Source organism: Devosia sp. YR412, assembly GCF_900110945.1.
Taxonomy (GTDB): domain Bacteria; phylum Pseudomonadota; class Alphaproteobacteria; order Rhizobiales; family Devosiaceae; genus Devosia.
On the sequence record NZ_FOFL01000001.1, the window covers coordinates 660,623 to 684,734 of the forward strand.

Genomic DNA, 24,112 nt, shown 5'->3' on the forward strand with positions numbered 1-24,112 from the left:
TGCCTTTAGCCGGATCGGATACAGAACGCATGACCGTCACCGTTGCCATTGTCGGTCGCCCGAACGTCGGCAAATCCACCCTGTTCAACCGCCTGGTCGGCCGCAAGATCGCCCTCGTCGATGACACGCCCGGCGTGACCCGCGACCGCCGCGAGGCCGAGGGCCGCATTGCCGACCTGACGTTCCGCATCATGGACACAGCCGGCTATGAGGACGTCACTGACGGCAGCCTCGAAGACCGCATGCGCCAGCAGACCGAGCTGGCGATCAAGGAAGCCGACGTTATCCTCTTCATGATCGACGCCCGTGCTGGCGTCGTGCCGCTCGACCAGCGCTTTGCGCAGGTGCTGCGCAAGGCTGGTAAGGTGGTGCATCTGGTCGGCAACAAGGCCGAAAGCGGCGCGGCGGAAGCGGGACTTGTGGAAGCTTTCAAGCTCGGCTTTGGCGAAGCCATTGCGCTTTCGGCCGAACATGGCTTGGGCCTCGCCGAACTCTACTCCATCGTCTCCGCAACGATCGACCGCAAGAATGCCGAGAGCGAAGCCCTGGAAGTCGGCGACCTCGAGGAAATGCCAGAGGTCGATGTCGACATCACCGAGGACATGCTTGAGGGTGAAGGCGACGAGGCGACCCTGCGCTGGAACCCCAAGCGCTATCTCAACGTCGCCATCGTCGGCCGCCCCAATGCCGGCAAGTCGACGCTGATCAACCGCATGGTGGGCGAAGAGCGCGTACTGGTCGGCCCCGAGGCCGGCATTACCCGCGACTCGATCCTGGTCCCCTGGGAATGGGAAGGCCGGGTGATCAACCTTGTCGATACCGCCGGTATCCGGCGTCGATCCCGTGTGACCGAGAAATTGGAAAAGATGGCCGTGGGCGACAGCCTGCGCTCGATCCAGTATGCCGAAGTCGTCGTGCTGATGCTCGATGCGACCATCCCCTTCGAAAAGCAGGATCTGCTGCTGGCCGATCTGGTCGAGCGCGAAGGCCGGGCGCTGGTCATCGCAGTCAACAAGTGGGACCTGATCGAGGACAAGAACGAGCATCTCAAGATGCTGCGCGAGGAATGCGACCGCCTGCTGCCGCAGCTGCGCGGCGTACCGCTGGTCACCCTCTCGGGCCTGACCGGCAAGAATATCGACAAGCTGATGGAAGCGGTGTTCAAGATCGAGCGCAGCTGGAATTCGCATGTCTCCACCGCCCGCCTCAACCGCTGGCTGACCGGCATGGTCGAGAGCCATCCGCCTCCGGCCGTGTCCGGCCGCCGTCTCAAGCTGCGCTACATGACGCAGGCCAAGACCAGGCCACCGAGCTTCATCCTCTTCGCCTCGCGACCAGACGTCTTGCCGGTGTCGTATCAGCGCTACCTGATCAACGGCTTGCGCGAAGCCTTCGACATCAAAGGCACGCCAATCCGCCTCTGGGTCCGCGGCGGAACGGTCAATCCCTATGACGACAAGTCCAAGCGCAGGCTGGGCTAAAACAAAACCCGCGGTTCGCACCGCGGGTTTTTTAGTTCTGAGCTGGAATGCAGGACTTAGAACTCGTCCCAATCCGACGAGACCGCGGCATTTCCCTGGCTGAGATAGGCGCGTGCCGGTGCGCTCCGCGTCGGCGACACAGGCCGAACAGGTGCGGCGGTCACTGGCCGGGCCGGCACACTGTGGCCGTCGAGAACGAAGACGTCGATGACCCGGTCCAGGTCGCTGGCCTGCGCCTCGGTCTGTTCGATAGCGGCATTGGTTTCTTCGACCAGCGCCGCATTATGCTGGGTCATTTCGTCCATCTGACGCACCGCAATGGTGACTTCATCGATAGCCGATGACTGTTCGCGGCTGTCGCGGGCAATGCCGTCCATCAGGCTCGAATTGGCCTTGATGGAGGTCATCACCGCGTCAAGCTTGGCGGAAGCCTCGGCAACCAATTTGGTGCCCACCGCCACTTCGCCAGCCGAGGTGTCGATCAGCGCCTTGATGTCGGAGGAGGCCTGTGCGGCTGATTGGGCCAACCGGCGCACTTCCACCGCGACCACAGCGAAGCCCTTGCCGGCATCGCCGGCCCGGGCCGCCTCCACCGAGGCATTCAGCGCCAGCAGATTGGTCTGGAACGAGATGTCGTCGATCAGGCCGATGATGTTGGAAATCTTGGACGACGAGGAGGAGATCTGCTCCATGGCGACAGTGGCCTTGGCCATCACGGCTCCGCCCTCTTCGGCTGTCCGGCTGACAGACTGGGCATTCACATTGGCATCGCGTGCCCGGTCTGCATTCTGCAGCACCGTCGATGCCAGTTGTTCCATTGCCGCAGAGGTCTGCTCGATGGTTGCGGCCTGCTTGGTCGTCCGCTCGGACAGGTCATTGGCACCCGAGAGGATTTCGCTGGTCGCGGTCTTGATCGAGCGAGAGGTCTGCTTGAGCTGGGTCACCACATTGCTCAGTGTGTCTGCAACGCCATTGGCGTCGTTCTTGAGCTTGGCAAAGGCCCCTCGATAATTGCCCTGCATGCGCACGGTCAGATCAGTGCGTGCGAGAGCCTCCAGCACGGTACCGGTATCGGCCAGCCCGCCATCGACGGTCTGCACAAGTGCATTGACGCTGCTGGCGAGGCTGTTGAGCTCCTCATCGGGGAATTTTGCCGTGACCCGCTTGGAGAAATCGCCCTCGACGGCCGCATCGACCACTTCGCCGAATGCCGCCTGCAGCGTGATCATCATCGCGCGGCGCTGGTCTTCGTCGGCCAGGATGCGGGCCGCATCAGCTTCGGTCATCTGGCTGATGCGCAAGCCGTTCTCGCGGAATACTTCCACCGAACGGGCCATGCCGCCGATCTCGTCATGCGCGGCCTGATAGGGCACAACGGTCTCGTAATTGCCGGCCGTCAGTTCGTCCATCACCGAAGTGATGCGGGCAATGCGGCGCGTCACCGAGGCGTGCACGATATAGGCGGCCAGGGCGGTGAGCAGCAGCACGACGCTGCACAGCACCGCCAGCGTTGAGACGATGGTCTGGTTGGTATCGCCGGTCAGCGTGGCATTGCCATTGGTAATCCGTTCGGCAAAGGCGGCGTTATTGGCGCCGGCGGCAGCCGAGATGGTCGGCAACAAGGCATCGACCTCGGCCATGGCAGTCTGCATACCCGCCATATTGCCAGTCTCATAGGCGGCGATGGCGCGATCATAGCCTGCATGCACGGCGGCCATTTGTGCCGCCAAAGCATCGAGCGCTTCCTTGCGCTCCGGCACCAGCGCCGCAGCTTGCGCCAGACGTTCACCGGCACCGGTGTAATTGTTGGCGATGCCTTCCTTGAAAGCCAGATATTCGGGGCTGGCGGGATCGAGCATCATCATGCGCGTGGCCCAGGCATTGGCAGTCCACATGCCGGCAGCAAAGCGCACGCTGAGGATGGCGGCCGAGGAATCGGTGTCGACAAACTGCGAATAGCGCTGCCCGGTCTCCTGATAGCGGCCGGCCAAAAAGCCAAGGCCGGCCAGCGAGACCACGCAGGTCAGAACGAGAATGGAAAAGAGTTTTGTCTTGATACCAAGGGAGAGGCGCATGTGGATTGCCCCTCCTGGGGCACAATCAAAGGAACATGATCCAACGCGCGCCGCTCCTCCACTACGCCCGCCGACCGTCGCCACCCTTCTGGATGGCAACGCGGCCACATTTGCAGAACTTGGTGTATAAATTGCATCAGGTTAGCTACTTAGGTGGCGACTTCTGTAAAACCTTCCGTCGTCGCCCAACCAAGCCCCTCCCCCACGACGGGAGAGGGTCGCTGATCAACTACCGCCCGCTGCGGTAGTTCGGCGCTTCGCGGGTGATCGTCACGTCATGCACGTGGCTTTCGCTCAGCGCGGCGCCGGAGATCTTCACGAACACCGAATTGTCGCGAAAATCCTTGAGATTGTGGGCGCCGGTATAGCCCATGGAGGCGCGGAGGCCACCGGCGAGCTGGTGCAGCACGGCGCCAGCAGCACCCTTATAGGGCACCTGGCCTTCGATGCCTTCGGGGACCAGTTTCATCTGGTCGCGGACGTCTTGCTGGAAGTAGCGGTCGGCCGAGCCATTGCCCATGGCGCCTACAGAGCCCATGCCGCGATAGGATTTGTAGGAGCGGCCCTGGTAGAGATAGACCTCGCCGGGAGCTTCGTCGGTGCCGGCCAGCAGCGAGCCAACCATGACGCAGGAGGCGCCACCGGCCAGCGCCTTGGCCATGTCGCCGGAGAATTTGATGCCGCCATCGGCGATTACCGGCACGCCCTGGCGGGCGCCCTCCTCCGCGCAGGCCATGACGGCGGCGAGCTGGGGAACGCCGACACCGGCGACAATGCGGGTGGTGCAGATCGAGCCGGGGCCGATACCGACCTTGACGGAATCCGCGCCGGCATCGATCAGCGCCTTGGTGGCTTCGGCGGTGGCGACATTGCCGGCGACGATGCGGGTGGAATTGCTCTCGCGCTTTACGCGCTCCACCGCCTCGGCGACGCGCACCGAATGGCCATGGGCAGTGTCGATGACCAGCAGGTCCACGCCGGCATCGATCAGCGCCAGAGAACGCTCGAAGCCGGCATCGCCGACGGTAGAAGCGGCGGCAACGCGCAGGCGTCCCTGCTCGTCCTTGACGGCATTGGGATTGAGCTGGGCCTTTTCGATGTCCTTGACGGTGATCAGGCCGGTGCAGCGATAGTCGGCGTCGACGACCAGCAGCTTTTCGATGCGGTGCTTGTGCAGCAGCACCTTGGCTTCGTCCTTGGAGACGCCGTCGCGCACGGTGACGAGATTGTCGCGGGTCATCAGCTCGGAAATCGGTTGGGCCGGATGGGAGGCGAAACGCACGTCGCGGTTGGTCAGGATGCCGACCAGCTTGCCCGTGGCGCGGCCGCCCTTGCCGCCATTTTCCACCACTGGAATGCCGGAAATGCGATTGGCCTGCATCAGCGCCAGCGCATCGGCCAGCGTCGCATCAGGGCCGATGGTGATCGGGTTGATGACCATGCCGCTTTCGAACGACTTGACCATGCGCACCTGCTCGGCCTGTTCGGCGGCGGTGAGGTTCTTGTGGATCACGCCAAGGCCGCCGGCCTGGGCCATGGCAATGGCCATGCCGCTTTCGGTGACGGTATCCATGGCCGACGACAGGATCGGAAGATTGAGCGCTATGTCTTTGGTGACATAGGTGGAAATGTCGGTTTCGCCGGGCAGGACATCGGAGCGCGCCGGCTGCAGCAGCACGTCGTCAAAGGTCAGCGCATAGTCGCCGGTTGCGGTGGTGATAATCTTAGCCAAGGCCAGACCTTTCCTGCCTTCTGATACAATCAGAACTGTTGGAGTGCGAACCGGCCAGAGCGTGTCGGCGGGTTCAGGTTGGCGAGGGTCAATAGCACCGGGACCGGGCTTTGCAAAGGGGTGGGCCTTATAGCGCCCTGCCCGGCAGGCTTGCGCTGTGGCCCCTACCCAAGTGGCAAAGGCGGTGGTAACAAACCCAGGTTTGGCCGGTCGCGGGCGCTTCTGCCACCCGATGCGAACGAAAAGCGGGTCATCCGCCTTTGCAGGCGCGGAAACTGGGTCCATAGTTGGCGCGTCGCATTCGCGGCTTTCCGACTCGTTCCCCCGGTTCGCAATTGATCCGCGTTACACCCCTCATCCTGGCGGTCGCCCTGTTCATGGAACAGATGGATTCGACCGTCATTGCCACCTCGCTGCCCGCCATTGCGGCCGATATCGGCACCGAGCCGATCGCGCTGAAACTGGCGCTGACCGCCTATTTCGTGGCTTTGGCTATCTTCATCCCGATCAGCGGCTGGATGGCCGACCGCTTCGGCGCCAAGAACATCTTTCGCCTCGCGATCTTCGTCTTCATGCTGGGGTCGCTGGCCTGTTCCTTCTCCTTTTCGCTCGAGACCTTCGTGATCTCGCGCTTCTTCCAGGGCATCGGCTCGTCGATGATGACGCCGGTCGGGCGCCTGCTGCTGGTGCGTTCGACGCCGCGCAACGAGCTGGTTTCGGCTTTGGCCTGGCTGACCATGCCGGCGCTGATCGGGCCGCTGACCGGCCCGCTGATCGGCGGCTTCCTCACCACCTATCTCAGCTGGCACTGGATCTTCTGGATCAATATCCCGATCGGCATTGCCGGCATCATCCTCGCCGGTATTTTCCTCCACGTCCCCGACGCCCGCAATCCGCGGCCGATCGACATGGTGGGTTTCGTGCTCGCCGGGGTGGCCTTTTCCGGCACGGTGTTCGGCCTCTCCGTCGTCAGTCTACCGGCGCTGCCGCTGATCTATGGCTATCTGACACTGGCCATCGGCGTGACCTCGGGCGTGCTCTATCTGCTACACGCCCGCCGCACCAAATATCCCCTGCTCGACCCCAACCTGTTCCGGCACAAGCTGTTTCGTGCCTCGATCACCGGCGGCTCGTTCTTTCGCGTCGGCGTCGGCGCCGTGCCGTTTCTGCTGCCGCTGATGCTGCAGCTGGGTTTCGGGCTGACCCCGTTCCAGTCCGGCGCCATCACCTTTGTCTCTGCGCTGGGAGCCATTGCCAGCAAGTTCATCGCCGAGCGGGTCTATGTCTGGTTCGGCTTCCCCCGCGCTTTGGGCTTTGCCGCCTTCTTCGGCGGCTTGCTGATCGCCGTGCAGGGTTTTTTCACCGCCAGCACCCCGGCCGTGCTGATGATGGCGGTGCTGCTGAGCGGTGGCGTGCTGCGCTCGGTGATGTTCACCGGCTCCAATGCCCTGGGCTATGCCGATGTTGATGACGAGGAAGCCAGCCAGGCCACCGCCATCGTCGCCGTCTGCCAGCAGTTGAGCATTGCCTTTGGCGTCGCCGTGGCCGGTGGGCTGCTTGAATTCACCACCCGCATGCGGGGCGCCGAGCTCGGCCTGTTCGACTTCCAGATCGCCTTCTTCGTGGTTGGCGGGCTCAGCATGCTGGCCAGCTTCATCTATTGGCGCCTGCCGCCGGATGCCGGCAGCAATGTATCGGGCCACAAGCGCATCACGGTCGAAAAGGAATAGGAGATGTCGCGTGTCGTACCGCTGATCCTGGCCACGGCCCTGTTCATGGAAAACATGGACTCCACCGTCATCGCCACCTCGCTGGCGGCCATCGCGGCCGATATCGGCACCGACCCGATCTCGCTGAAACTGGCACTGACCGCCTATCTCGTGGCTCTCGCCATCTTCATTCCGATCTCGAGCTGGATGGCCGACCGCTTTGGCGCGCGCAACGTGTTCCGCGTGGCCATGGCCGTCTTCGTGATCGGCTCGATGGCCTGCGCCTTTTCCAATTCGCTGCTGGCCTTTGTCGGCGCGCGGTTCCTGCAGGGCATGGGCGGGGCATTGATGACGCCGGTGGCGCGCCTGGTGCTGGTACGATCGACACCGCGGCATGACCTGGTCAATGCCATGGCCTGGCTGACCATTCCGGGGCTAATCGGCCCCATTGTCGGACCACCCTTCGGCGGCTTCCTCACCACCTTCTTTTCCTGGCACTGGATTTTTCTGATCAATGTGCCGATCGGCGTTCTGGGGATCGTGCTGGTCGGGCGCTTCCTGCCCGATACGATCCGCAATGCCCCGCGCCGCATCGACTTCAAGGGTTTTGCACTGGCGGGGCCGGCCTTTGCGCTGGTTGCCTTCGGCACTTCGGTGATCAGCCTGCCGGCGCTGCCGCCCATGGTGGGCGTGGTAGCGACGCTGGTAGGTCTGGCGCTGGTCTATCTCTATACGCGGCACGCCCTCAGCACCGACAATCCGCTGTTCGATTTGCGCCTGCTGCGCTTTCCCTTCTTTCGCAGTGCCGTGGTCGCCGGGACGTTCTTCCGGCTCGGCCAGGGCGCGACGCCCTTCCTCTTCCCGCTGATGCTGCAGCTCAGTTTTGGCTATACGCCGTTTGAGTCTGGGATGATCACCTTTGCCAGCGCGGTCGGCGCGATCATCGCAAAATTCGTAGCCAATGGCATTTTCGTACGGATCGGCTTCCGCATGGCGCTGGTGCTATCAACCGGCATATCCGCGCTCGGCCTTCTGGCCATGGGGCTTTATACGCCGGAAACAGCAATCGCCCTGATCATCGGTATCCTGGTATTTGTCGGCTTCTGGCAGTCGATGTTCTGGACCGGCAGCAATGCCTTCGTCTTTGCCGATATCGAGGACAAGGATGCCGGCCAGGCAAATGTGATCGCCCAGGTCTCGGTACAGCTGTCGATTGCCTTTGGCGTGGCGCTGGGTGGCGGCATTCTCGAGGCGAGCACTGCAATGCGGGGCGGAGAGATCGCCTTGGGCGATTTCCATGTCGCCTTCATCGCCCTGGCCGTGCTGTGCCTGCTCTCCACGGTGATGTTCTGGCGGCTACCGCACAACGCCGGCCATCAGCTCACGAGCGGCCCCCCGGCCCATTAGCTCAGCGGTCGTATTCGCCTTCGCCCTGCACCGTGTCATTGCTGCCCTTGAAGCCCTTGGCGATCAGGTAAGCCTCGGCCGAATCCTGCCGGCTCGACGGCGGCTTGGCATGGAACGTCGTCTTGAAGTGGCGCTTGAGCATATGCAGCAGCTCGTGCTCGGTGCCGCCCTGGAACACTTTCGCCACAAAGACCCCGCCCGGCGACAGCACGTCGAGCGCAAATGCCGCCGCGACCTCGATCAGCTGCACGATGCGCAAATGGTCGGTCGGGCGGTGGCCGGTGGTCGGCCAGGCCATGTCGCTCATCACGATATCGGCCTTCTTGCCGCCCATGGCGGCAATCAGCATGGCCGGGGCATCGTCCTCGGTGAAATCCTTTTGCAGCAGGATCACGCCGGGGATCGGGTCCATTTCGAGATAGTCGATGCCGACGATCAGCGGATTGGCATCGGTGGAACCGGTCGCCTTGGCCGCCACCTGCGCCCAGCCACCCGGCGCGGCGCCCAGATCGACGACGCGCATGCCCTTGCGGAACAGCTTGTACTTCTCGTCCATCTCGCGAATCTTGAAGGCGGCGCGCGAGCGATAGCCTTCCGAACGCGCCCGCGCCACATAGGGGTCGTTGAGCTGGCGTTCGAGCCATTTCGTCGACGAGACCTTGCGGCCCTTGGCCGACTTCACGCGGATTTTCAGGTCCTTGTCGGACTTGCGACCGCCGGTACCGAGCGCTTTATCAACCATTGCTGCTTCTCCGCGGATAGCGCGATGCGCGGCTGTGGACCTTGTCGGCATCCATCAGCGAAATCAGAATGCCCTCACGCAGGCCACGATCGGCCACGCGGACACGTTCGGTCGGCCATTCGCGGCGGATCGCCTCGAAGATAGCACAACCGGGCAAAACCAGATCGGCGCGATCGCGGCCGATGCAGGGATGGGCAACTCGCCGGTCAAACGGCATGGCCAGCAGCACTTTCATGGTCTCATCGACCTCGCCGCGCTTCATCCACAACCCGTCGACCTTTTGCCGCTCATAGCGCTCCAGCCCCAGGTGTAGGCCTGCCAGCGTCGTCACCGTGCCCGAGGTGCCAATCAGATGCACCGGGTGATTGCCGATCATCTGGCGCAGCTTTTCGCGGCCGCGGAACTGTTTGAGATGCTCGGAGACATGGGCGACCATGGCCTCGAACACCGCCGGGGTGACATCCACGCCGCCGAATTTTTCGGCAATGGAAACCACGCCGACCGGCAGCGACTGCCAGGAGCGAATCGAGGCCGACATGCGGCCCTGCGATTTCGGCCGGCCACCGCGAAAATCCAGCCACGCCAGTTCCGACGAGCCACCGCCAATGTCGAACATCAGGGCGCCTGCGGCATTGGCATCGATCAGGTCGGCACAGCCGGTGACGGCGAGCTCGGCCTCGGTACGGCGATCGACGATTTCAAGATCGAGCCCGATCTCGGCCTTGACCCGCGCCAGGAAGGCCGGACCATTCTCGGCGGCGCGGCAGGCTTCGGTGGCGATCAGCCGCATGCGGGTCGGCTGGTGCTCGCGCAGCTTGTTGCGGCACTGGCGCAAAGCTTCCATGGTGCGTTCCATGGCCGCGTCGCCCAGCCGTCCGGTGACCGAGACGCCCTCGCCCAGCCGGACGATTCGGGTAAAACCGTCCAGCACGCGAAAACCATGGTCATGCGGGCGGGCAATCAGCAGCCGGCAGTTGTTCGTCCCCAGGTCCAGCGCGGCGTAGATCGGCCCACGGTGGCGGCGCGGATTCGGGGCGGCAGCTGTCCGCTTGTCCGAGCGGGCCTGGGGCGCAGTGTCCCCCGCCCTCCCCGCCGGTCCTGGACCGTCCGGGGCACGGATCGCCTCATCCTCGGCCAGCGAGGCTGCGGCGGCGGACCGATCGGAATCGGTCACTAAAGTCTCCTGTCGTGCGCGGTCGCCCGTACCGGTCCATGCCGGCGGCGCCCGAACGCACTGTTGATTGCGTGTCGGGAATGACGGTAGTGCAAGGGGGGAGCGAGCGCAATGGCACGCGGTTGCACACAGGCCATGTCAGAGGCGCTTGCAATCTCAATCGGCATTGTCTATGCAGACCCCGCGCCGACCAGTTCGGCCCACCGAGCGGCCCCGCCGCTTCCCTTGCTGGGGAATAGTTCAACGGTAGAACAGCGGACTCTGACTCCGTCAATCTTGGTTCGAATCCAGGTTCCCCAGCCATCACTTAAAACTCAAAAAAATCAATGACTTAGCTAAACTGATTAGCAACGTTCGTTAGCATGTTTCGCTAGCAGTTTCGGCACATATTGCGATGGTGTGTCACCGCCGTTTACGCTCCCCCCCGATCATTCCGGGAGCTAGTGGGCAGCATGGTTGAGTCTGATCTCTATTTCGCAGCTTCGGCAGCGTGTCTCGACAATGCGGACAGCCTAATCGCAGCGGCAATTGCCGTATTGAATTCCGGTCAACCCAACATCGCCTTTCATCTTGTCGTGTTGGCATTGGAAGAGATCGGCAAGCACCATTTTCTGACGCTCAACCGAATGGCCGACATGTCGGACGGATCAATCGAGCCGTTCAGCGACAAACAGCATACAGACCACCAGAAGAAGCTTTTTTGGTGCTTCTTTGGCGCGATGCTGACGGCTCAATCGGTTGATCCGGCTGCAATCAGGGACGCTGAAAAGCTGGCGGAGACGCTACACAGCAAACGCATGGCAGGTCTTTACGTGGACGTGACCACCGAAGCCGTTAGCGTCCCTAGCGACAATGTGTCTGCCGACGACGCTCAAGGGCTTTTGGACTTGGCGAGAGCCCGGCAGGCGCTTGCCCGTTCTCAGACTTTGCGGGAGCATATTGAAGATGCCGAAGCGGAGCTACTCACTTGGTTCTTGAGGGCAAGCGGTAGGGCTGAGACGAGAGCGTTCATTTTCTCTAAGTCATCATTGGCCAAGCTCGTAGAGCTCGATGACGTTCCAATCTGGACCGCATGGCTGAAATCAGAGCTCGATGAACGCAATCGATCAGAGCGTGAAGCCATCGCGCTAGAGCTAGCCAGAGTGTTGCCGGAGAAAGGTGAGAAACCGAAATGGAGAATTCGGTTCCGACTCCGTTCTGTGACGCATTCAATACGACCTGGGCCTTTGAAAACGTGGAACTCTGCGATGCAGGCGATCCAGCTTTCACCGGTGGCAAAAAAGCCCGAGCTGATAGTCGATCTGACACTCCACGATAACGTGCCGGTAGCTGCCGTCTATGATTTCGGCTGGGCGCTAGCGCGCCACTTCACTGTGGCTCTCAATCTCGCCACCCTTGGAACTTGGTGGTGGCGGTTCGCAGAAGATACGACCAAATGGTATGAAAGGATTGATGATCTGGAGAACCCTGCAATGCAGATAGTTCTCGAAAAAGGCGAGGAGCCGTTGGATTGGGGCAAGGATAGGAAAGCGCTCAATGAAGACGATATAGCGAGGCTCATGGCAGTGTTAACCGCGCTTCCAATGCCAGCGTTTGGCCCCAGACCTGCTATGTTCTTTGACTATTATGCTGCAGGTCTAGAGGCGCTGGCCTCCAGCAGTGTCCATATGCCTAGAGCTGGGGATGCGCTGATTCACTTTGCTACCGCAATGCGCATGCTTATGGGACACCGAGGCGACTTGAAGCCTAACGATCCGCTAGAGCCAGCTTTCACTAGATTTGTAGCAGCTCGAATGGGATCGTTCGATGAACAGCCGGACATGACCGAAATTCTTCGCGCGTTGGATGCTGCGCAGAACGGTGGCGCACCCGTTAATGGTCCGATGCCCAAAATGACGTTTGCTGGGCTCATGAAAGCATTTGTCGACTGGTATTACATGGTCGAAATCCACCCGATTTCCTATAAGGATGTGATGGATAAGTTCGCTAGATCGGACGCCTGAAAGCCCACTGAGGTGCCCCGAAACTTTGACCCGGGCAAACCCGGGCCTCAGAGACAAGCGCTAACTCAGGTTCACCATCGCTACGCTACGCGCAGGCTCGTCCAGCACCGAAGCGGGCCAGACGTTTGCGATCTCGCCAAGGATGACTGCAATCTGGTGGCGTTCGATCTGGCCGGTCGTCGGATCGGGCCGGAGCATGCGGAGAGCTTCGGCAAGGTCGTTGTAGGTGGTGTTTGGCAGATAGGTTTCGGTGGTGTTCATAGTGCTCTAGGAAGCTGTTGATGCGCCCGAATGGCATGAACAAAATCGCCCTGTCAAACGCTTTTATCTAAATATATCAATGACTTAATCCGGCAATAAGTAAGTGCTGACTCATCTTTTTCACACCTGTCGCCCCGCTCGATTGAGATAGCCGGATGCGACATGAGTCAGCGCTTACTGACAAAAAATCTGCAAAGAAAAACCCACGCCGAGGGGAGTGGCGTGGGTTTATTCCCGAAGATGCCGGTTGGCCGATTGAAATGCGAGGCCTCGTGTGCCTCGCCGTGACGCAACTCGCTGGCGCGGGCCTGCAGGCGCGTCTTCTCGATACTGAAAAGCAGGTTCGTTGCACGATAGATCGAAAGGATTGCCCACCGCGCGAGACGTGCAGAACCGCCGGGCGCGTGCCGCCATCACGAATGGTCGCCACCGCTAGGGAGAAAGGGACGTGACTTTCGAAAAGCCCGTCAGCGACTTCCGCCAGCGTTTCCACCAAGTGCGCATTCGCTGCGTCCTGGTCGGCTTGCGTATCCTACGCCTTACGCATCGATCCCTTCCCGCTCAAGCCGCCAGGCCGTATGGAACGTCTGCATCCCAGTCGGCCAAGGTCGGCTCGGGCGGCTCAATTTCCCCACAGAACTTTTGCAGTAGGTTTGCGAAGTCGTCGTCACCCTGCCACGCTGGCTCAGTGATCTCACACCAGTCTCGCAGGTTGGCAATTTCAATTGCGATCTCAAGCGCACGATCTGGCGAGGTTGTGAGCACGGCCAAGGTTTCGGCGGTGCTGTGATGGACCACGTACCAAAGATCGTCCGCCGCACAGTCGCGCTCTATGTCGTAGGCGGGCATTAGGAAAACCCCGTTGCAAGCCATGGTCATCCCGTGGCCGGACGCCCCGCTAGAGGTCAGTTGCTGCAAGTGCATATCATTCTCTCCTGCTTTGACATTTCACCATTACACATGAGAACAAAATAGGAACATTACGAGCAAGAGTCAAGAATGCATGTTCCCCCGTGATTGAGGTGGAGCAAGGAAGCGGAGCGCTACGCAGCCATAGGCACGACCCCTCGCTGAGGTGATCGTGCCCACGCCACTGACCGCGTCCGGTCACCATAATGCGGTGTTTCCCAGCCGCAACAGGCTCGACGCCAGACTTTACCCGCGATCGCTATCGGGCACGCCATAGGTGGGCATCTGGAACTCTGCGCCGTCCTTGATGCCGCTGGGCCAGCGTGCGGTCACGGTTTTTGTCTTGGTCCAGAAGCGGATCGAATCCGTGCCATGCTGATTGAGGTCGCCGAAGGCAGAGGCCTTCCAGCCGCCGAAACTGTGATAGGCCAGCGGCACCGGCACCGGTACGTTGATACCGACCATGCCGACATTGACCCGCGCCGCGAAATCGCGCGCCGCATCACCATCGCGGGTGAAGATCGCCGTGCCATTGCCATAGGGATTGTCCATGGTCAGCTTGAGCGCATCCTCATAGGTTTTCGACCGCACCACGCTCAGCACAGGCCCGAAGATTTCTTCCTTGTAGATGTCCATCTCGGCCGTGACATTGTCGAACAGCGTCGGCCCGACGAAATAGCCATTTTCGTAGCCCTGCAAGGACAGCCCGCGACCGTCGACTGCCAGTGTGGCCCCCTGCTCGACGCCGGTATCGATAAGATCCATGATGCGCTGCTGGCTCGCCTTGGTGATGACCGGCCCCATTTCGCTGGCCTTGTCCGAAGCCGGACCGACCTTGAGCCTTTCGATGCGCGGGCGGAGGGCCGCAATGATCCGGTCGGCGGTTTCGTCACCGACCGGCACGGCGACCGAGACGGCCATGCAGCGTTCGCCGGCAGAGCCGAAACCGGCGCCCATCAGGGCATCTGCGGCCTTTTCCATGTCGGCGTCCGGCATGATGATCATATGGTTCTTGGCGCCGCCAAAAGCCTGCACCCGCTTACCCTCGGCCGCGGCGGTCGCATAGACATAGCGGGCGATCGGGGTGGAGCCGACGAAGCTTACGGCGCCGACCTTGTCGTGGTGCAGGAGACCGTCGACGACGGCCTTGCCCCCATGAACGACATTGAGAATGCCCTTGGGCAGGCCGGCTTCGATGGCCAGTTCAGCCAGCCGGACGGGGACCGACGGATCGCGTTCCGAGGGCTTGAGGATGAAGGCATTGCCTGCGGCGATAGCGGGCGAAAGCATCCACAGCGGGATCATGGCCGGGAAATTGAACGGCGTGATACCTGCCCCAATGCCCACGGGCTGGCGCATGGAATACATGTCGATGCCAGGGCCGGCGCCATCGGTAAACTCACCCTTCAGCAGATGCGGCGCGCCGGCGACAAACTCGGCGACTTCAAGGCCGCGCAGGATATCGCCCTTGGCGTCGTCGATAGTCTTGCCGTGCTCCAGGCTCAGCAGTTCCGCCAGCGCCTGCATGTCGCGGTTGATGAGGGCGACGAAATTGAAGAAAACCCGGGCCCGGCGCTGCGGATTGGTGGCGGCCCAGCCCGGCTGTGCAGCGCTGGCCGAGGCGATGGCTGCATCGAGATCGGAGGCGGTGGCCAGCGCGACGCGCGCCTGGACCTCGCCGGTGGCGGGGTTGAAAACCTCCTGGAATTCGGCGCTGTTGCCGGTGGTTTGCCTGCCGTCGATGAAGTGGCCAATGGTCCGCATGAGACTCTCCCTTGTTGGCCGACAGTCTTGGCGCTACAATTCAGGCATCGCAACGCCATAAATATCGCATCCGTTGTGCGGAAATTATAGACCATGAACTGGGATGATACTCGCGTCTTTCTTGCCGTCGCCCGGTCCGGCCAGATCCTTGGGGCGTCAAAAAGCCTGGGACTCAATCATGCGACCGTTGCCCGGCGGTTGACGGCGCTCGAGCAGGCATTGGGCAGCAAACTGTTCACGCGCAAAACCAATGGCACCGAGCTTTCTGGCGCGGGCGAACGCTTTCTCGTCCATGCGGAACAGATGGAAAGCGCCATGCTGGCGGCCAGCGAATTGGCGGGTACGGACAGCCTGATCGAAGGCACTGTCCGGGTCGGCGCTCCTGACGGTTTCGGCGTCGCATTTCTGGCGCCGCGCCTTGGCCTTCTGGCGGAACGGCACCGCGGCCTGCGGATCGAGCTGGTGCCTGTGCCGCGCTCTTTCTCCCTGTCGCGCCGTGAGGCCGATATCGCGGTGACACTGGAACGGCCACGCGAAGGGCGGCTGGTCGCCCGCAAGCTGACCGAGTATCGGCTCGGCCTTTATGCCGCGCAGTCCTATCTGGACGCGCATGGCATGCCGCAGTCGCTCGCCGACCTCGCGGAGCACCGTCTCGTGGGATATGTGGAAGACCTACTTTATACGGCCTCCCTCGACTACACGGCCGAATTTCTCAAGGGCTGGCGTTCCAGCGTCGCCGTTTCGTCAGCCATGGGACAAACCGAGGCGGTACGGGCCGGCGCCGGGATCGGCATTTTGCATGCCTTCATGGCCCGGCGGGATGCCGGCCTCGTGCCGGTGCTGCCCGAACACCGGTTGAGCAGGAGTTACTGGACCGTAGTCCATGAGGATCTGCGCTCGGTCCGCCGCGTCTCTGCGGTTGCCGAATTTCTGGCCGAAATCGTGGAAAAAGATCAGGCGATCTTTTAGGCGGCCGCCCATATGCTGCGGACAAGTGCCTGCATTTGCAGTGACTCCGCCCAGCGGTCAGAGAGGTCTCGGCCATCGGCGCCCGAAATGGCATAGTAGGGCTGCGGACCAAGCTCGCAGACGAAGGCAAGTTCGGCGTCCGCCTCGGCCCGCCGCCGCCAGCTGGCAAAGCCCCGCGCCCACCAGCCCGCGAAGAGGTCCACATAGCCCTGGTGCTGCGGAAAACTGAACGGAAGCTGCACCTGTCCACTACCGGCAATGCGGCCGTGGAAGGCCCAGACGCGGTCGAGCACTTGGCCGATTTGTGCGTCGATCTCTGAGGATACGGGGAGTTCGATTTCACGGGCGACGACATAATGCGACAGATCGCCAAGCAGTTTCAGGTTTGGCAGTGCGTCAAGCAGGTCGAGGGTGAACAGCAGGTCATTGGTCAGGCGGCCGCGATGGGTCTCGACATAGACCGGGAAATCGACCTTCGCCGTCATGACCTCGAGCTGTTCGAGAATTTCCACCGCCTCTCCAAGACTACGGGGGCGCATGTTGAGCTGCAGGTTTAGATGATGCAGTCCCAGACGCGCGCCTCGCTCCAGAGCGGGCAGCACCTGTTCAAGCGTGGCCGGCAGGCAGGTGCCCTCCATCACCAGCCCCTCGGCCCTGGTCGCGGCGGCACAGGCTTCGGCCGTCGCGTCGTCTTCCCAGAGGGTGCTGATGCCATCGAAACCAGCGCCCCGGATCAGGGCGATGTTTTCCTGCAACGAGCGGTCTGGCGCATCGCGCAGGTCCTGCATCGCCCAGAGCGATTGAAGCACCAGTAATTTCTGCATGGCTTGCGGTCTCAGGCGATATTGATCCAGCGCTGCTCATGGTGGCTTTGCGCCATGGCATGCACCGTGCGTTCTATGCCAAGCCCGATGTCAAAGTCGATAACGCGGGCGTCCTGGCCGGCGATCCGCTTGAGCAATTCGTGGCATTCGATGATCTTGAGATCGTTGAAGCCCAAGCCGTGGCCGGGCGCCGGAATGAAGCGATCATAGGGAGCGTGCTGTGGCGCGGCGAGAATGGTGCGGAAGCCCAGCTCGGTCGGCCTGTCGCTTGTGACATAGAGCTGGAGTTCGTTGAAACGCTCCTGGTCGAAGACGATCGTTCCCTTCGAGCCAAAGATCTGCAGGACGATCCGGCCCTTTCGGCCCCAGGCTGAACGGTCGAGCGCCATGACGCCGCTGACGCCCTCGCCCAGTTCAAACAGCACACTGGCAATGTCGAAGGTCTCGACGGCTCGGCGCGTGCCCTCCCTGGTCGGGCGATCGGCATAGGGCTTGGAGAGATGCGCGAAGACCTTGGTCGGGCGCCCGAACAGCACCTGCAACAGGCTCAGCGGATGCACGCCGAAATCATCGAGTGCGCCATAGCCCGAGCTGGCTTCGCTCTTCCAGTAGAACAGGGCTTCCGGATCGGCCATGAAATCCTCGTCCATTTCGAGACGAACATGATTGACCGTACCGATCGTGTCATCGGCGAGGATCTGGCCAATCTGGCGAATGAGCGGGTTCTGGATATAGTTGTAACCCAGCACGGCAACCCGGCTGGCCGCCTTGGCGGCGGCAGCCATGCGTTCCGCATCGGCCAGAGCGACCGCCATGGGTTTTTCGCACCAGACGTGCTTGCCAGCCTCCAGCGCTGCAATGGCCATTTCGGCGTGGAAGGCATTCGGCGTCGTAACAGAAACCACTTCGACGGCCGGGTCGCCGATCAGCTCGCGCCAGTCGCCGGTCGACTTGTCAAAGCCGAACTCATCGGCCTTTTTGCGCGCGATCTCGGCATTGACCTCCGCCAGGTGCACCAGCACCGGCTTGGGTCCATCGCCGAACACCGCCTTGATGCCGTTCCAGGCAAGGGCGTGACATTTGCCCATGTAGCCCGTACCGATGAGACCAACGCCGATCGATGTTTTCATTCCGCCCTCCAGTGTTAGCGAAATGAATAGTCCATTCGATTTAATTTCGGAATAGACTTTCTAACAAGACTTGATCGCCACGCAATATTGGGGATTATGGGCGGGACGAAAGAGATTTTCCCATGTCCGACAGCCCTGTCAAAGAAGCGCCGCCGCAGGATTTCGATGCGTTGCGCACGGCCATCCTGGAACGCAAGGGCGAGTTGCCAAAGCGGCTGACCCAGGTGGCAGCCTATGCACTGGACCACCCTGACGAGATCGCATTCGGCACCGCGGCGAGCATTGCGCTGTCTGCCAATGTGCAGCCATCGACGCTGGTTCGTTTTGCCCAACATTTCGGTTTTGACGGCTTTTCCGGGCTGCAACTGCTGTTCCGCGCGCGGCTGCGCGAGCGCACCTCGTCCTATGAAGACCGGTTGCGCACGCTGGAACAGGATGGCGCCGCGTTGGCCGAAAGTACGACGATTTTCAACGGCTTCGTGGCGGCCGCCCATCGCTCCATCGATTCCATTTCCGCCGCGGTCGAACCTGACGCTTTCGAGCGTGCCGTCACGCTCCTGGCCAAGGCCGAGACCATCTACCTGATCGCCAAGCGGCGGTCCTATCCGATCAGCAGCTACATGGCTTACGCTTTCGGCAAGCTCAAGGTGCGCTGCCAACTGGTTGGGACTTCAGCGGGAATCGACGATGACATGCTGGCCATGGCGACCAATCGCGATGCCGCCTTTGCGATCAGCTTTTCGCCCTATGCCTCGGAAAGCGCGGCGCAGGCACGCATGATGGCCTCGCGCGGCATCCCCGTTGTGTCCCTGACCGATTCGGCCTTTTCGCCACTGGCGGAATGCTCGGCGGAATGGTTCGAAGTGGTGGAAGCCGATCACGCCGGCTTTCGCTCGCTTTCGGCCAGCATGGCCTTTGCCATGGCGCTTACCGTCTCGATCGCCGAGAAGCGCCGCCGCGGCTAGATCGGTTTGTCGTGACCTTGCAGTCCGACAGACAATTCCGCCACTGGAATGAACATTCTATATTGACGAATAGTCGGAACCCATGTTTCATAATCTTAACCAGTTCGCTGGATGAAGATATATCGGCCAACGGCCGCATGGGAGGATCGCCGTGATGAATGCGCACCCTGATCACGGGACGAGAACACTCGACGTCATCAGCATCGGCCGCGCCTCCGTTGACCTCTACGGACAGCAGATCGGCACGCGGCTGGAGGACGTCGGCAGTTTCGCCAAATCGGTCGGCGGATGCCCTACCAATATCGCCGTCGGCACCGCGCGCCTCGGCCTCAAGTCGGCGCTGATCACCCGGGTCGGCAATGAGCAGATGGGGCGCTTCATCCGCGAGCAGTTGGCGCGCGAAGGCGTCGAGGTTTCCGGCATCGCCACGGACCCGGAGCGACTGACTGCGCTGGTATTGCTGTCGGTCGAGGCCGAAGGCGTCTCGCCGATGATCTTTTATCGCACGGACTGTGCCGACATGGCGCTGGACGAGAGCGACATCGACGAGACCCTGATCGCTTCGGCTGGCGCCATTGTCGTCACCGGCACGCATTTCTCGCGCCCGGCGGCCGAGGCCGCACAGAAGAAGGCCATCCGCCTGGCCAAGGCCAGTGGCGCACGCATTGCCTTCGACATCGACTATCGGCCTAACCTCTGGGGCTTGGCCGGGCACGAGGCGGGCTTTTCCCGCTATGTTGCCTCCGATGTCGTGTCACAAAAATACAAGTCGGTACTGCCCGACTGCGATCTCATCGTCGGTACCGAGGAAGAGGTTCTCATTGCCTCCGGCGAGGCCGACCTGCTCTCCGCGCTCAAGACGATCCGTGGCCTGTCCTCCGCAACCATTGTCTTGAAGCGCGGCCCCATGGGCTGCGTGGTCTATGACGGCCCGATCCCAGACGATCTCGAAGACGGCATTGTCGGCAAGGGCTTCCCGATTGAGGTCTATAATGTGCTCGGCGCCGGCGACGCTTTCATGAGCGGCTGGCTGCGCGGCTGGCTCAAGAATGAGCCGCATGAGGTCAGCGCAACCTGGGCCAATGCCTGCGGCGCCTTCGCCGTCAGCCGCCTGCTCTGCGCGCCGGAATATCCAAGCTGGGAAGAACTCAGCCATTTTATCAGCAAGGGCAGCACCAAGCTCGCCCTGCGCAATGACGACAACCTCAATCACATTCACTGGGCCACCAATCGCCGCCGCGAGTGGCCTCAGTTGATGGCGCTGGCCATCGACCATCGCAGCCAGATCGAGGAAATGCCGGGCGCCACCGAGAGCAAGATCGCCGATTTCAAGGTGCTTGCCGTCGAGGCAGCGGCCCGCGTCGCCAATGGCCGTCCGGGCTTTGGCATGCTGCTCGACGATAAGCATGGTCGCAAGGCGCTGTTTGCCGCCGAGGCGGAAGGCTTCTGGGTTGGCCGTCCCATCGAGCAGCCGGGCTCGCGCCCGCTGCGCTTCGAGTTCACCCAGGACGTGGGCAGCCGCATCATCGACTGGCCGGTGGAACATGCCATCAAGGTGCTGTGCTTCTATCACCCAGACGACGCAGACGCGCTCAAGCAGCAGCAGATCGACAAGCTGGCTTCGGCCTATGACGCTGCACGCAAGGTGGGCCGGGATATCCTTGTCGAGATCATTGCCAGCAAGCATGGGACCCTGGCCGATGATACGATCAGCCGGGCGATGACAGAAATCTACGACGCAGGCATCAGGCCGGACTGGTGGAAGCTAGAGCCGCAGGCCAGCGCGGGCGCATGGGCAGCGATCGACCAGGTGATCGAGACCCGCGACCCCTATTGCCGCGGCGTGGTGCTGCTGGGTCTCGAGGCGCCCTATGACGTCCTCGAAGCCGGTTTTGCCACCGCCCGCTCGTCCCGTACCGTCAAGGGCTTCGCCGTCGGCCGCACCATCTTTGCAGAGGCCGCCAAAAGTTGGCTGGCCGGTACGATATCGGACGCAGCGGCCGTGGACGACATGGCGGGTAAATTCGGTGCGCTGGTCGAGGTCTGGGAACGGCTCGGCGAAAGCCGGGCGGCTTGACCCTCCACTGCTTCCACACCAACCCTGTCACCCCGGCCTTCGCCGGGATGACACAGTGCCAAGATGATTAGAGAGCGCGTAACGCGCCGATCGCGAGGAAAAGCAGCATGAGCCAGAAGACGATCCGCCTGACAATGGCCCAGGCCGTGGCGAAATTCCTGACCATGCAGAAGACCGTGATTAACGGCGAAACCGTACCGATCTTCGGCGGCGTCTTCGCAATTTTTGGCCATGGCAATGTGGCCGGCGTCGGCGAGGCGCTGTATGGCATCAAGGACACGCTGCCGACCTATCGGGCGCAGAATGAACAGGGCATGGCCAATGCCGCCGTGGCTTTCGCCAAGGCCAGTTTCCGCCGCCGCTTCATGGCCTGTACCACGTCCATCGGCCCTGGCGCCCTTAACATGATCACCTCGGCTGCGCTGGCGCATGTGAACCGCATTCCGGTTCTACTGCTGCCGGGCGACGTCTTCGCCAATCGCCTGCCCGATCCGGTGCTGCAGCAGGCCGAAGACTTTGGCGACGGGACCATTACGGTCAATGACGCTTTCAAGCCGGTCAGCCGCTATTTCGATCGCATCACCCGGCCCGAGCAGATCATCCCTGCCCTGCGCCGCGCCATGCAGGTGCTCACCGACCCAGCGGAGTGCGGCCCGGTGACGCTCAGCCTCTGCCAGGATGTGCAGGCCGAGGCCTATGACTATCCCGAGAGCTTTTTCGAGGAAAAAGTCTGGGGCGTCCGGCGCATCATGCCGGATGCCGACGAATTCGCCACGGCCGCCACGGCCCTGCTGCAGTCGAAGAAGCCGGTGATCATTGCCGGCGGCGGCGTGCTCTATTCGGAAGCCACCAAGACACTGCGCACTTTTGCCGAACGCTATGGCGTGCCGGTGCTGGAAACCCAGGCCGGTAAATCCAGCCTGCCGCATGACCATGACCTTAACATGGGGTCGGTGGGCGTTACCGGCACTTCGGCCTCGAACCAATTGGCCGAAGAGGCTGATCTGGTGCTGGCCGTCGGCACGCGGCTGCAGGATTTCACCACCGGGTCTTGGGCGCTGTTCAAGAATGAAGACCTGCAAATTATCGGCCTCAATGTGCAGCCCTTCGATGCGCACAAGCACCGCGCCCTGCCCCTGGTCGGCGATGCCAAGGCAACGCTCGACGCGCTGAACCAGGCGCTGACCGGTTGGCAGGTCGACAGCGACTGGACCGACAAGGCTAGGGACGGCAAGGAGACCTGGCTGGCTGCAGCAGATCGCGCCACCGCCTCGACAAATGCGGCGCTGCCGTCAGATGCGCAGGTGATTGGTGCCGTGCAGCGGGCGCGGGAAAATGCCGTGCTGGTCTGTGCGGCCGGCGGCTTGCCGGGGGAACTCCACAAGCTGTGGAAGGCCAATGGCCCCGGCAGCTACCACATGGAATATGGCTTTTCGACCATGGGCTATGAGATCGCCGGGGGCCTCGGCGTCAAGCTGGCGCGGCCAGAGGCCGATGTCGTGGTGATGGTCGGCGACGGCAGCTACATGATGCTCAATTCCGAGATCGCCAGCTCGATCATGCTTGGCGCCAAGCTGACCATCGTGCTGCTCGACAATGCCGGCTATGGCTGCATCAACCGGCTGCAGATGGCCACAGGTGGCGCCAATTTCAACAATCTCTTGAAGGACACACATCACGTCACCCTGCCCGACATCGACTTTGCCGCGCATGCCGCCTCCATGGGCGCCATTTCGCGCAAGGTCGGCTCCATCGGCGAACTGGAAACCGCGCTCCAAGAAAGCGAGGGCAATGATCGCACCACGGTCATCGTCATCGAAACCGATCCTCTGGTCACGACGGATGAAGGTGGACACTGGTGGGATGTGGCAGTGCCTGAGGTCAGCGAGCGGCCGCAGGTCAAAGCGGCGCGCGAGGCCTATGTGACGGCGCTCAAAGCGCAGCGTATCGGTTAAGGGGAATATTGAAGTGAAAGCCAAACTTGGCATGTCGCCAATCGCCTGGTGGAACGACGATCTCGTCGAACTCAGCGATGACGTTTCTCTCGAAGAATGCCTGCGCCAGTCGCGCTCAGCCGGGTTCACCGGCATGGAGAAAGGGCGGCGCTTCCCCGACGATCCGGCAGTGATGCTGCCGATCTTGCGCGCTGCCGACGTTACGCTGTGCGGCGGCTGGTTCTCCGGTACGCTGGTCGAGGAAGACCTCAGCGCCAACAAGGACCGCATTGCGCCGATGATCGACCTGTTCAAGGCGGTCAACGCACCCTGCATCGTCTATGGCGAAGTCGGTCGGTCGATCCAGGGCAAGCGCGAGGTGCCGTTGGCGCAGAAGGCAAGGCTCTCGGAAGACGAGATGAAAGCCTATGCACGCAAGGTCACCGAATTTGGCGAATGGTGCGCCGAACAGGGCATGCCCCTCTCCTACCACCATCACATGGCCGCCGTGGTCGAGACCGAGCCGGAGCTCGATGCCTTCATGCGCCATTCGGGCGAAGGCATTCCACTGCTGCTCGATGCCGGGCACCTGGCCTTTGCCGGTGGCGACGTGCTGCGCGCGATCGATAATCATCACGCCCGCATCAACCATGTGCATGTGAAGGATATCCGCCGTTCGGTGGTGGATGGGCTGGATCGTTCGAAGCAGAGCTTCCTCGATGCGGTGGCGCTGGGTGCCTTTACTGTGCCGGGCGATGGTTCGCTCGACTTCGGCGCTATCGTGCAGCGATTGGCTGACCATGGCTATGAAGGCTGGTTCGTGGTCGAGGCCGAACAGGATCCCGTCGCCAATCCGCCACTGAAAATGGCACAGGTCGGGCATAAGGAACTCATCCGCGTCATGAGTGCCGCCGGGTACACCGTCGAGACAGAGGGCTTCCCCAAGGGGTGAGCTT

Annotated in this window: 18 protein-coding genes and 1 tRNA gene; 10 read left to right on the forward strand and 9 right to left on the reverse strand. The window is 62.0% G+C overall.

Annotated features, from left to right (window positions below):
• The first annotated feature begins 29 nt into the window (after positions 1-29).
• Complete coding sequence (gene der, locus BM045_RS03240; protein ID WP_092179603.1) at positions 30-1,481, forward strand: ribosome biogenesis GTPase Der; 1,452 nt, start codon at positions 30-32, stop codon at positions 1,479-1,481.
• Positions 1,482-1,537: 56 nt separating this feature from the next.
• On the opposite strand, the gene BM045_RS03245 is transcribed toward der, so the two are convergent.
• Both BM045_RS03245 and guaB read right to left on the reverse strand, forming a co-directional pair.
• On the reverse strand, positions 1,538-3,556 hold the full coding sequence (locus BM045_RS03245) for a methyl-accepting chemotaxis protein (protein WP_092179605.1): 2,019 nt from the start codon (positions 3,554-3,556) through the stop codon (positions 1,538-1,540).
• A gap of 229 nt (positions 3,557-3,785) precedes the next feature.
• Positions 3,786-5,288 carry an IMP dehydrogenase gene (guaB, locus tag BM045_RS03250; protein WP_170848346.1) on the reverse strand — a complete coding sequence of 501 codons (1,503 nt, stop codon included), beginning with the start codon at positions 5,286-5,288 and terminating at the stop codon, positions 3,786-3,788.
• A gap of 335 nt (positions 5,289-5,623) precedes the next feature.
• Between guaB and BM045_RS03255 the strand changes: the two genes are divergently transcribed.
• Both BM045_RS03255 and BM045_RS03260 read left to right on the forward strand, forming a co-directional pair.
• Positions 5,624-7,018, forward strand: a complete 1,395-nt coding sequence (locus tag BM045_RS03255) for an MFS transporter (RefSeq protein WP_092179607.1) — start codon at positions 5,624-5,626, stop codon at positions 7,016-7,018.
• A 3-nt stretch (positions 7,019-7,021) separates the two neighbouring features.
• Positions 7,022-8,404: an MFS transporter gene (locus BM045_RS03260; RefSeq protein ID WP_092179609.1), complete on the forward strand. Its 1,383-nt coding sequence runs from the start codon at positions 7,022-7,024 to the stop codon at positions 8,402-8,404.
• Between the two features lies 1 nt (position 8,405).
• On the opposite strand, the gene BM045_RS03265 is transcribed toward BM045_RS03260, so the two are convergent.
• Both BM045_RS03265 and BM045_RS03270 read right to left on the reverse strand, forming a co-directional pair.
• Positions 8,406-9,146 (reverse strand): RlmE family RNA methyltransferase, encoded by a 741-nt coding sequence (locus BM045_RS03265; protein ID WP_092179611.1) that lies wholly within the window; start codon positions 9,144-9,146, stop codon positions 8,406-8,408.
• Positions 9,139-10,320, reverse strand: a complete 1,182-nt coding sequence (locus BM045_RS03270) for a Ppx/GppA phosphatase family protein (protein ID WP_092179613.1) — start codon at positions 10,318-10,320, stop codon at positions 9,139-9,141. The genes BM045_RS03265 and BM045_RS03270 overlap by 8 nt, the downstream gene beginning before the upstream one ends.
• A gap of 229 nt (positions 10,321-10,549) precedes the next feature.
• On the opposite strand from BM045_RS03270, the gene BM045_RS03275 reads away from it, so the two are divergent.
• Positions 10,550-10,623, forward strand: a tRNA-Gln gene (locus BM045_RS03275).
• A 149-nt stretch (positions 10,624-10,772) separates the two neighbouring features.
• Complete coding sequence (locus BM045_RS03280; RefSeq protein ID WP_092179614.1) at positions 10,773-12,323, forward strand: AbiV family abortive infection protein; 1,551 nt, start codon at positions 10,773-10,775, stop codon at positions 12,321-12,323.
• 60 nt (positions 12,324-12,383) lie between these two features.
• Here the strand turns inward: BM045_RS03280 and BM045_RS03285 are convergent, their stop codons facing one another.
• The 3 genes from BM045_RS03285 to BM045_RS03295 form a co-directional block, all read right to left on the reverse strand.
• Positions 12,384-12,584, reverse strand: coding sequence for a hypothetical protein (locus BM045_RS03285; RefSeq protein WP_092179616.1), 201 nt, complete (start codon positions 12,582-12,584; stop codon positions 12,384-12,386).
• A gap of 561 nt (positions 12,585-13,145) precedes the next feature.
• Positions 13,146-13,433, reverse strand: a complete 288-nt coding sequence (locus BM045_RS03290; RefSeq protein WP_139198686.1) for a hypothetical protein — start codon at positions 13,431-13,433, stop codon at positions 13,146-13,148.
• 306 nt (positions 13,434-13,739) lie between these two features.
• On the reverse strand, positions 13,740-15,257 hold the full coding sequence (locus BM045_RS03295; protein ID WP_092179620.1) for a CoA-acylating methylmalonate-semialdehyde dehydrogenase: 1,518 nt from the start codon (positions 15,255-15,257) through the stop codon (positions 13,740-13,742).
• Positions 15,258-15,350: 93 nt separating this feature from the next.
• On the opposite strand from BM045_RS03295, the gene BM045_RS03300 reads away from it, so the two are divergent.
• Positions 15,351-16,226: a LysR family transcriptional regulator gene (locus BM045_RS03300; protein WP_092179622.1), complete on the forward strand. Its 876-nt coding sequence runs from the start codon at positions 15,351-15,353 to the stop codon at positions 16,224-16,226.
• Here the strand turns inward: BM045_RS03300 and BM045_RS03305 are convergent.
• Positions 16,223-17,035, reverse strand: a complete 813-nt coding sequence (locus BM045_RS03305; RefSeq protein WP_244522861.1) for a sugar phosphate isomerase/epimerase — start codon at positions 17,033-17,035, stop codon at positions 16,223-16,225. The two genes, BM045_RS03300 and BM045_RS03305, sit on opposite strands and share 4 nt — an antisense overlap.
• Before the next feature lie 26 nt (positions 17,036-17,061).
• Entirely contained in the window at positions 17,062-18,180 is a 1,119-nt protein-coding gene (locus BM045_RS03310; RefSeq protein WP_092179626.1) for a Gfo/Idh/MocA family protein, read from the reverse strand.
• Between the two features lie 122 nt (positions 18,181-18,302).
• Between BM045_RS03310 and BM045_RS03315 the strand changes: the two genes are divergently transcribed.
• From BM045_RS03315 to iolE, 4 genes are all read left to right on the forward strand, one after another.
• Entirely contained in the window at positions 18,303-19,145 is an 843-nt protein-coding gene (locus BM045_RS03315; protein ID WP_092179628.1) for a MurR/RpiR family transcriptional regulator, read from the forward strand.
• Between the two features lie 154 nt (positions 19,146-19,299).
• A complete protein-coding gene (gene iolC / locus BM045_RS03320) occupies positions 19,300-21,222 on the forward strand; it encodes a bifunctional 5-dehydro-2-deoxygluconokinase/5-dehydro-2-deoxyphosphogluconate aldolase (protein ID WP_092179630.1) in 1,923 nt (640 codons plus the stop codon).
• Between the two features lie 107 nt (positions 21,223-21,329).
• Positions 21,330-23,177: a 3D-(3,5/4)-trihydroxycyclohexane-1,2-dione acylhydrolase (decyclizing) gene (gene iolD / locus BM045_RS03325; protein ID WP_092179632.1), complete on the forward strand. Its 1,848-nt coding sequence runs from the start codon at positions 21,330-21,332 to the stop codon at positions 23,175-23,177.
• A gap of 13 nt (positions 23,178-23,190) precedes the next feature.
• The gene (gene iolE / locus BM045_RS03330; protein ID WP_092179634.1) at positions 23,191-24,108 is read left to right on the forward strand and encodes a myo-inosose-2 dehydratase; all 918 of its coding nucleotides are present in this window, start codon (positions 23,191-23,193) and stop codon (positions 24,106-24,108) included.
• Positions 24,109-24,112 lie beyond the last annotated feature (4 nt).

Excerpts from the sequence above, each read along its gene's own strand:
- BM045_RS03260 (WP_092179609.1), top strand. The coding sequence starts at position 7,022 with ATGTCGCGTGTCGTACCGCTGATCCTGGCCACGGCCCTGTTCATGGAA.
- iolC (WP_092179630.1), top strand. The coding sequence starts at position 19,300 with ATGAATGCGCACCCTGATCACGGGACGAGAACACTCGACGTCATCAGC.
- BM045_RS03300 (WP_092179622.1), top strand. The coding sequence starts at position 15,351 with ATGAACTGGGATGATACTCGCGTCTTTCTTGCCGTCGCCCGGTCCGGC.
- BM045_RS03290 (WP_139198686.1), bottom strand. The coding sequence starts at position 13,433 with ATGCCCGCCTACGACATAGAGCGCGACTGTGCGGCGGACGATCTTTGG.
- BM045_RS03310 (WP_092179626.1), bottom strand. The coding sequence starts at position 18,180 with ATGAAAACATCGATCGGCGTTGGTCTCATCGGTACGGGCTACATGGGC.
- BM045_RS03245 (WP_092179605.1), bottom strand. The coding sequence starts at position 3,556 with ATGCGCCTCTCCCTTGGTATCAAGACAAAACTCTTTTCCATTCTCGTT.
- BM045_RS03315 (WP_092179628.1), top strand. The coding sequence starts at position 18,303 with ATGTCCGACAGCCCTGTCAAAGAAGCGCCGCCGCAGGATTTCGATGCG.
- BM045_RS03265 (WP_092179611.1), bottom strand. The coding sequence starts at position 9,146 with ATGGTTGATAAAGCGCTCGGTACCGGCGGTCGCAAGTCCGACAAGGAC.
- der (WP_092179603.1), top strand. The coding sequence starts at position 30 with ATGACCGTCACCGTTGCCATTGTCGGTCGCCCGAACGTCGGCAAATCC.
- BM045_RS03285 (WP_092179616.1), bottom strand. The coding sequence starts at position 12,584 with ATGAACACCACCGAAACCTATCTGCCAAACACCACCTACAACGACCTT.
- iolD (WP_092179632.1), top strand. The coding sequence starts at position 21,330 with ATGAGCCAGAAGACGATCCGCCTGACAATGGCCCAGGCCGTGGCGAAA.
- BM045_RS03280 (WP_092179614.1), top strand. The coding sequence starts at position 10,773 with ATGGTTGAGTCTGATCTCTATTTCGCAGCTTCGGCAGCGTGTCTCGAC.
- BM045_RS03295 (WP_092179620.1), bottom strand. The coding sequence starts at position 15,257 with ATGCGGACCATTGGCCACTTCATCGACGGCAGGCAAACCACCGGCAAC.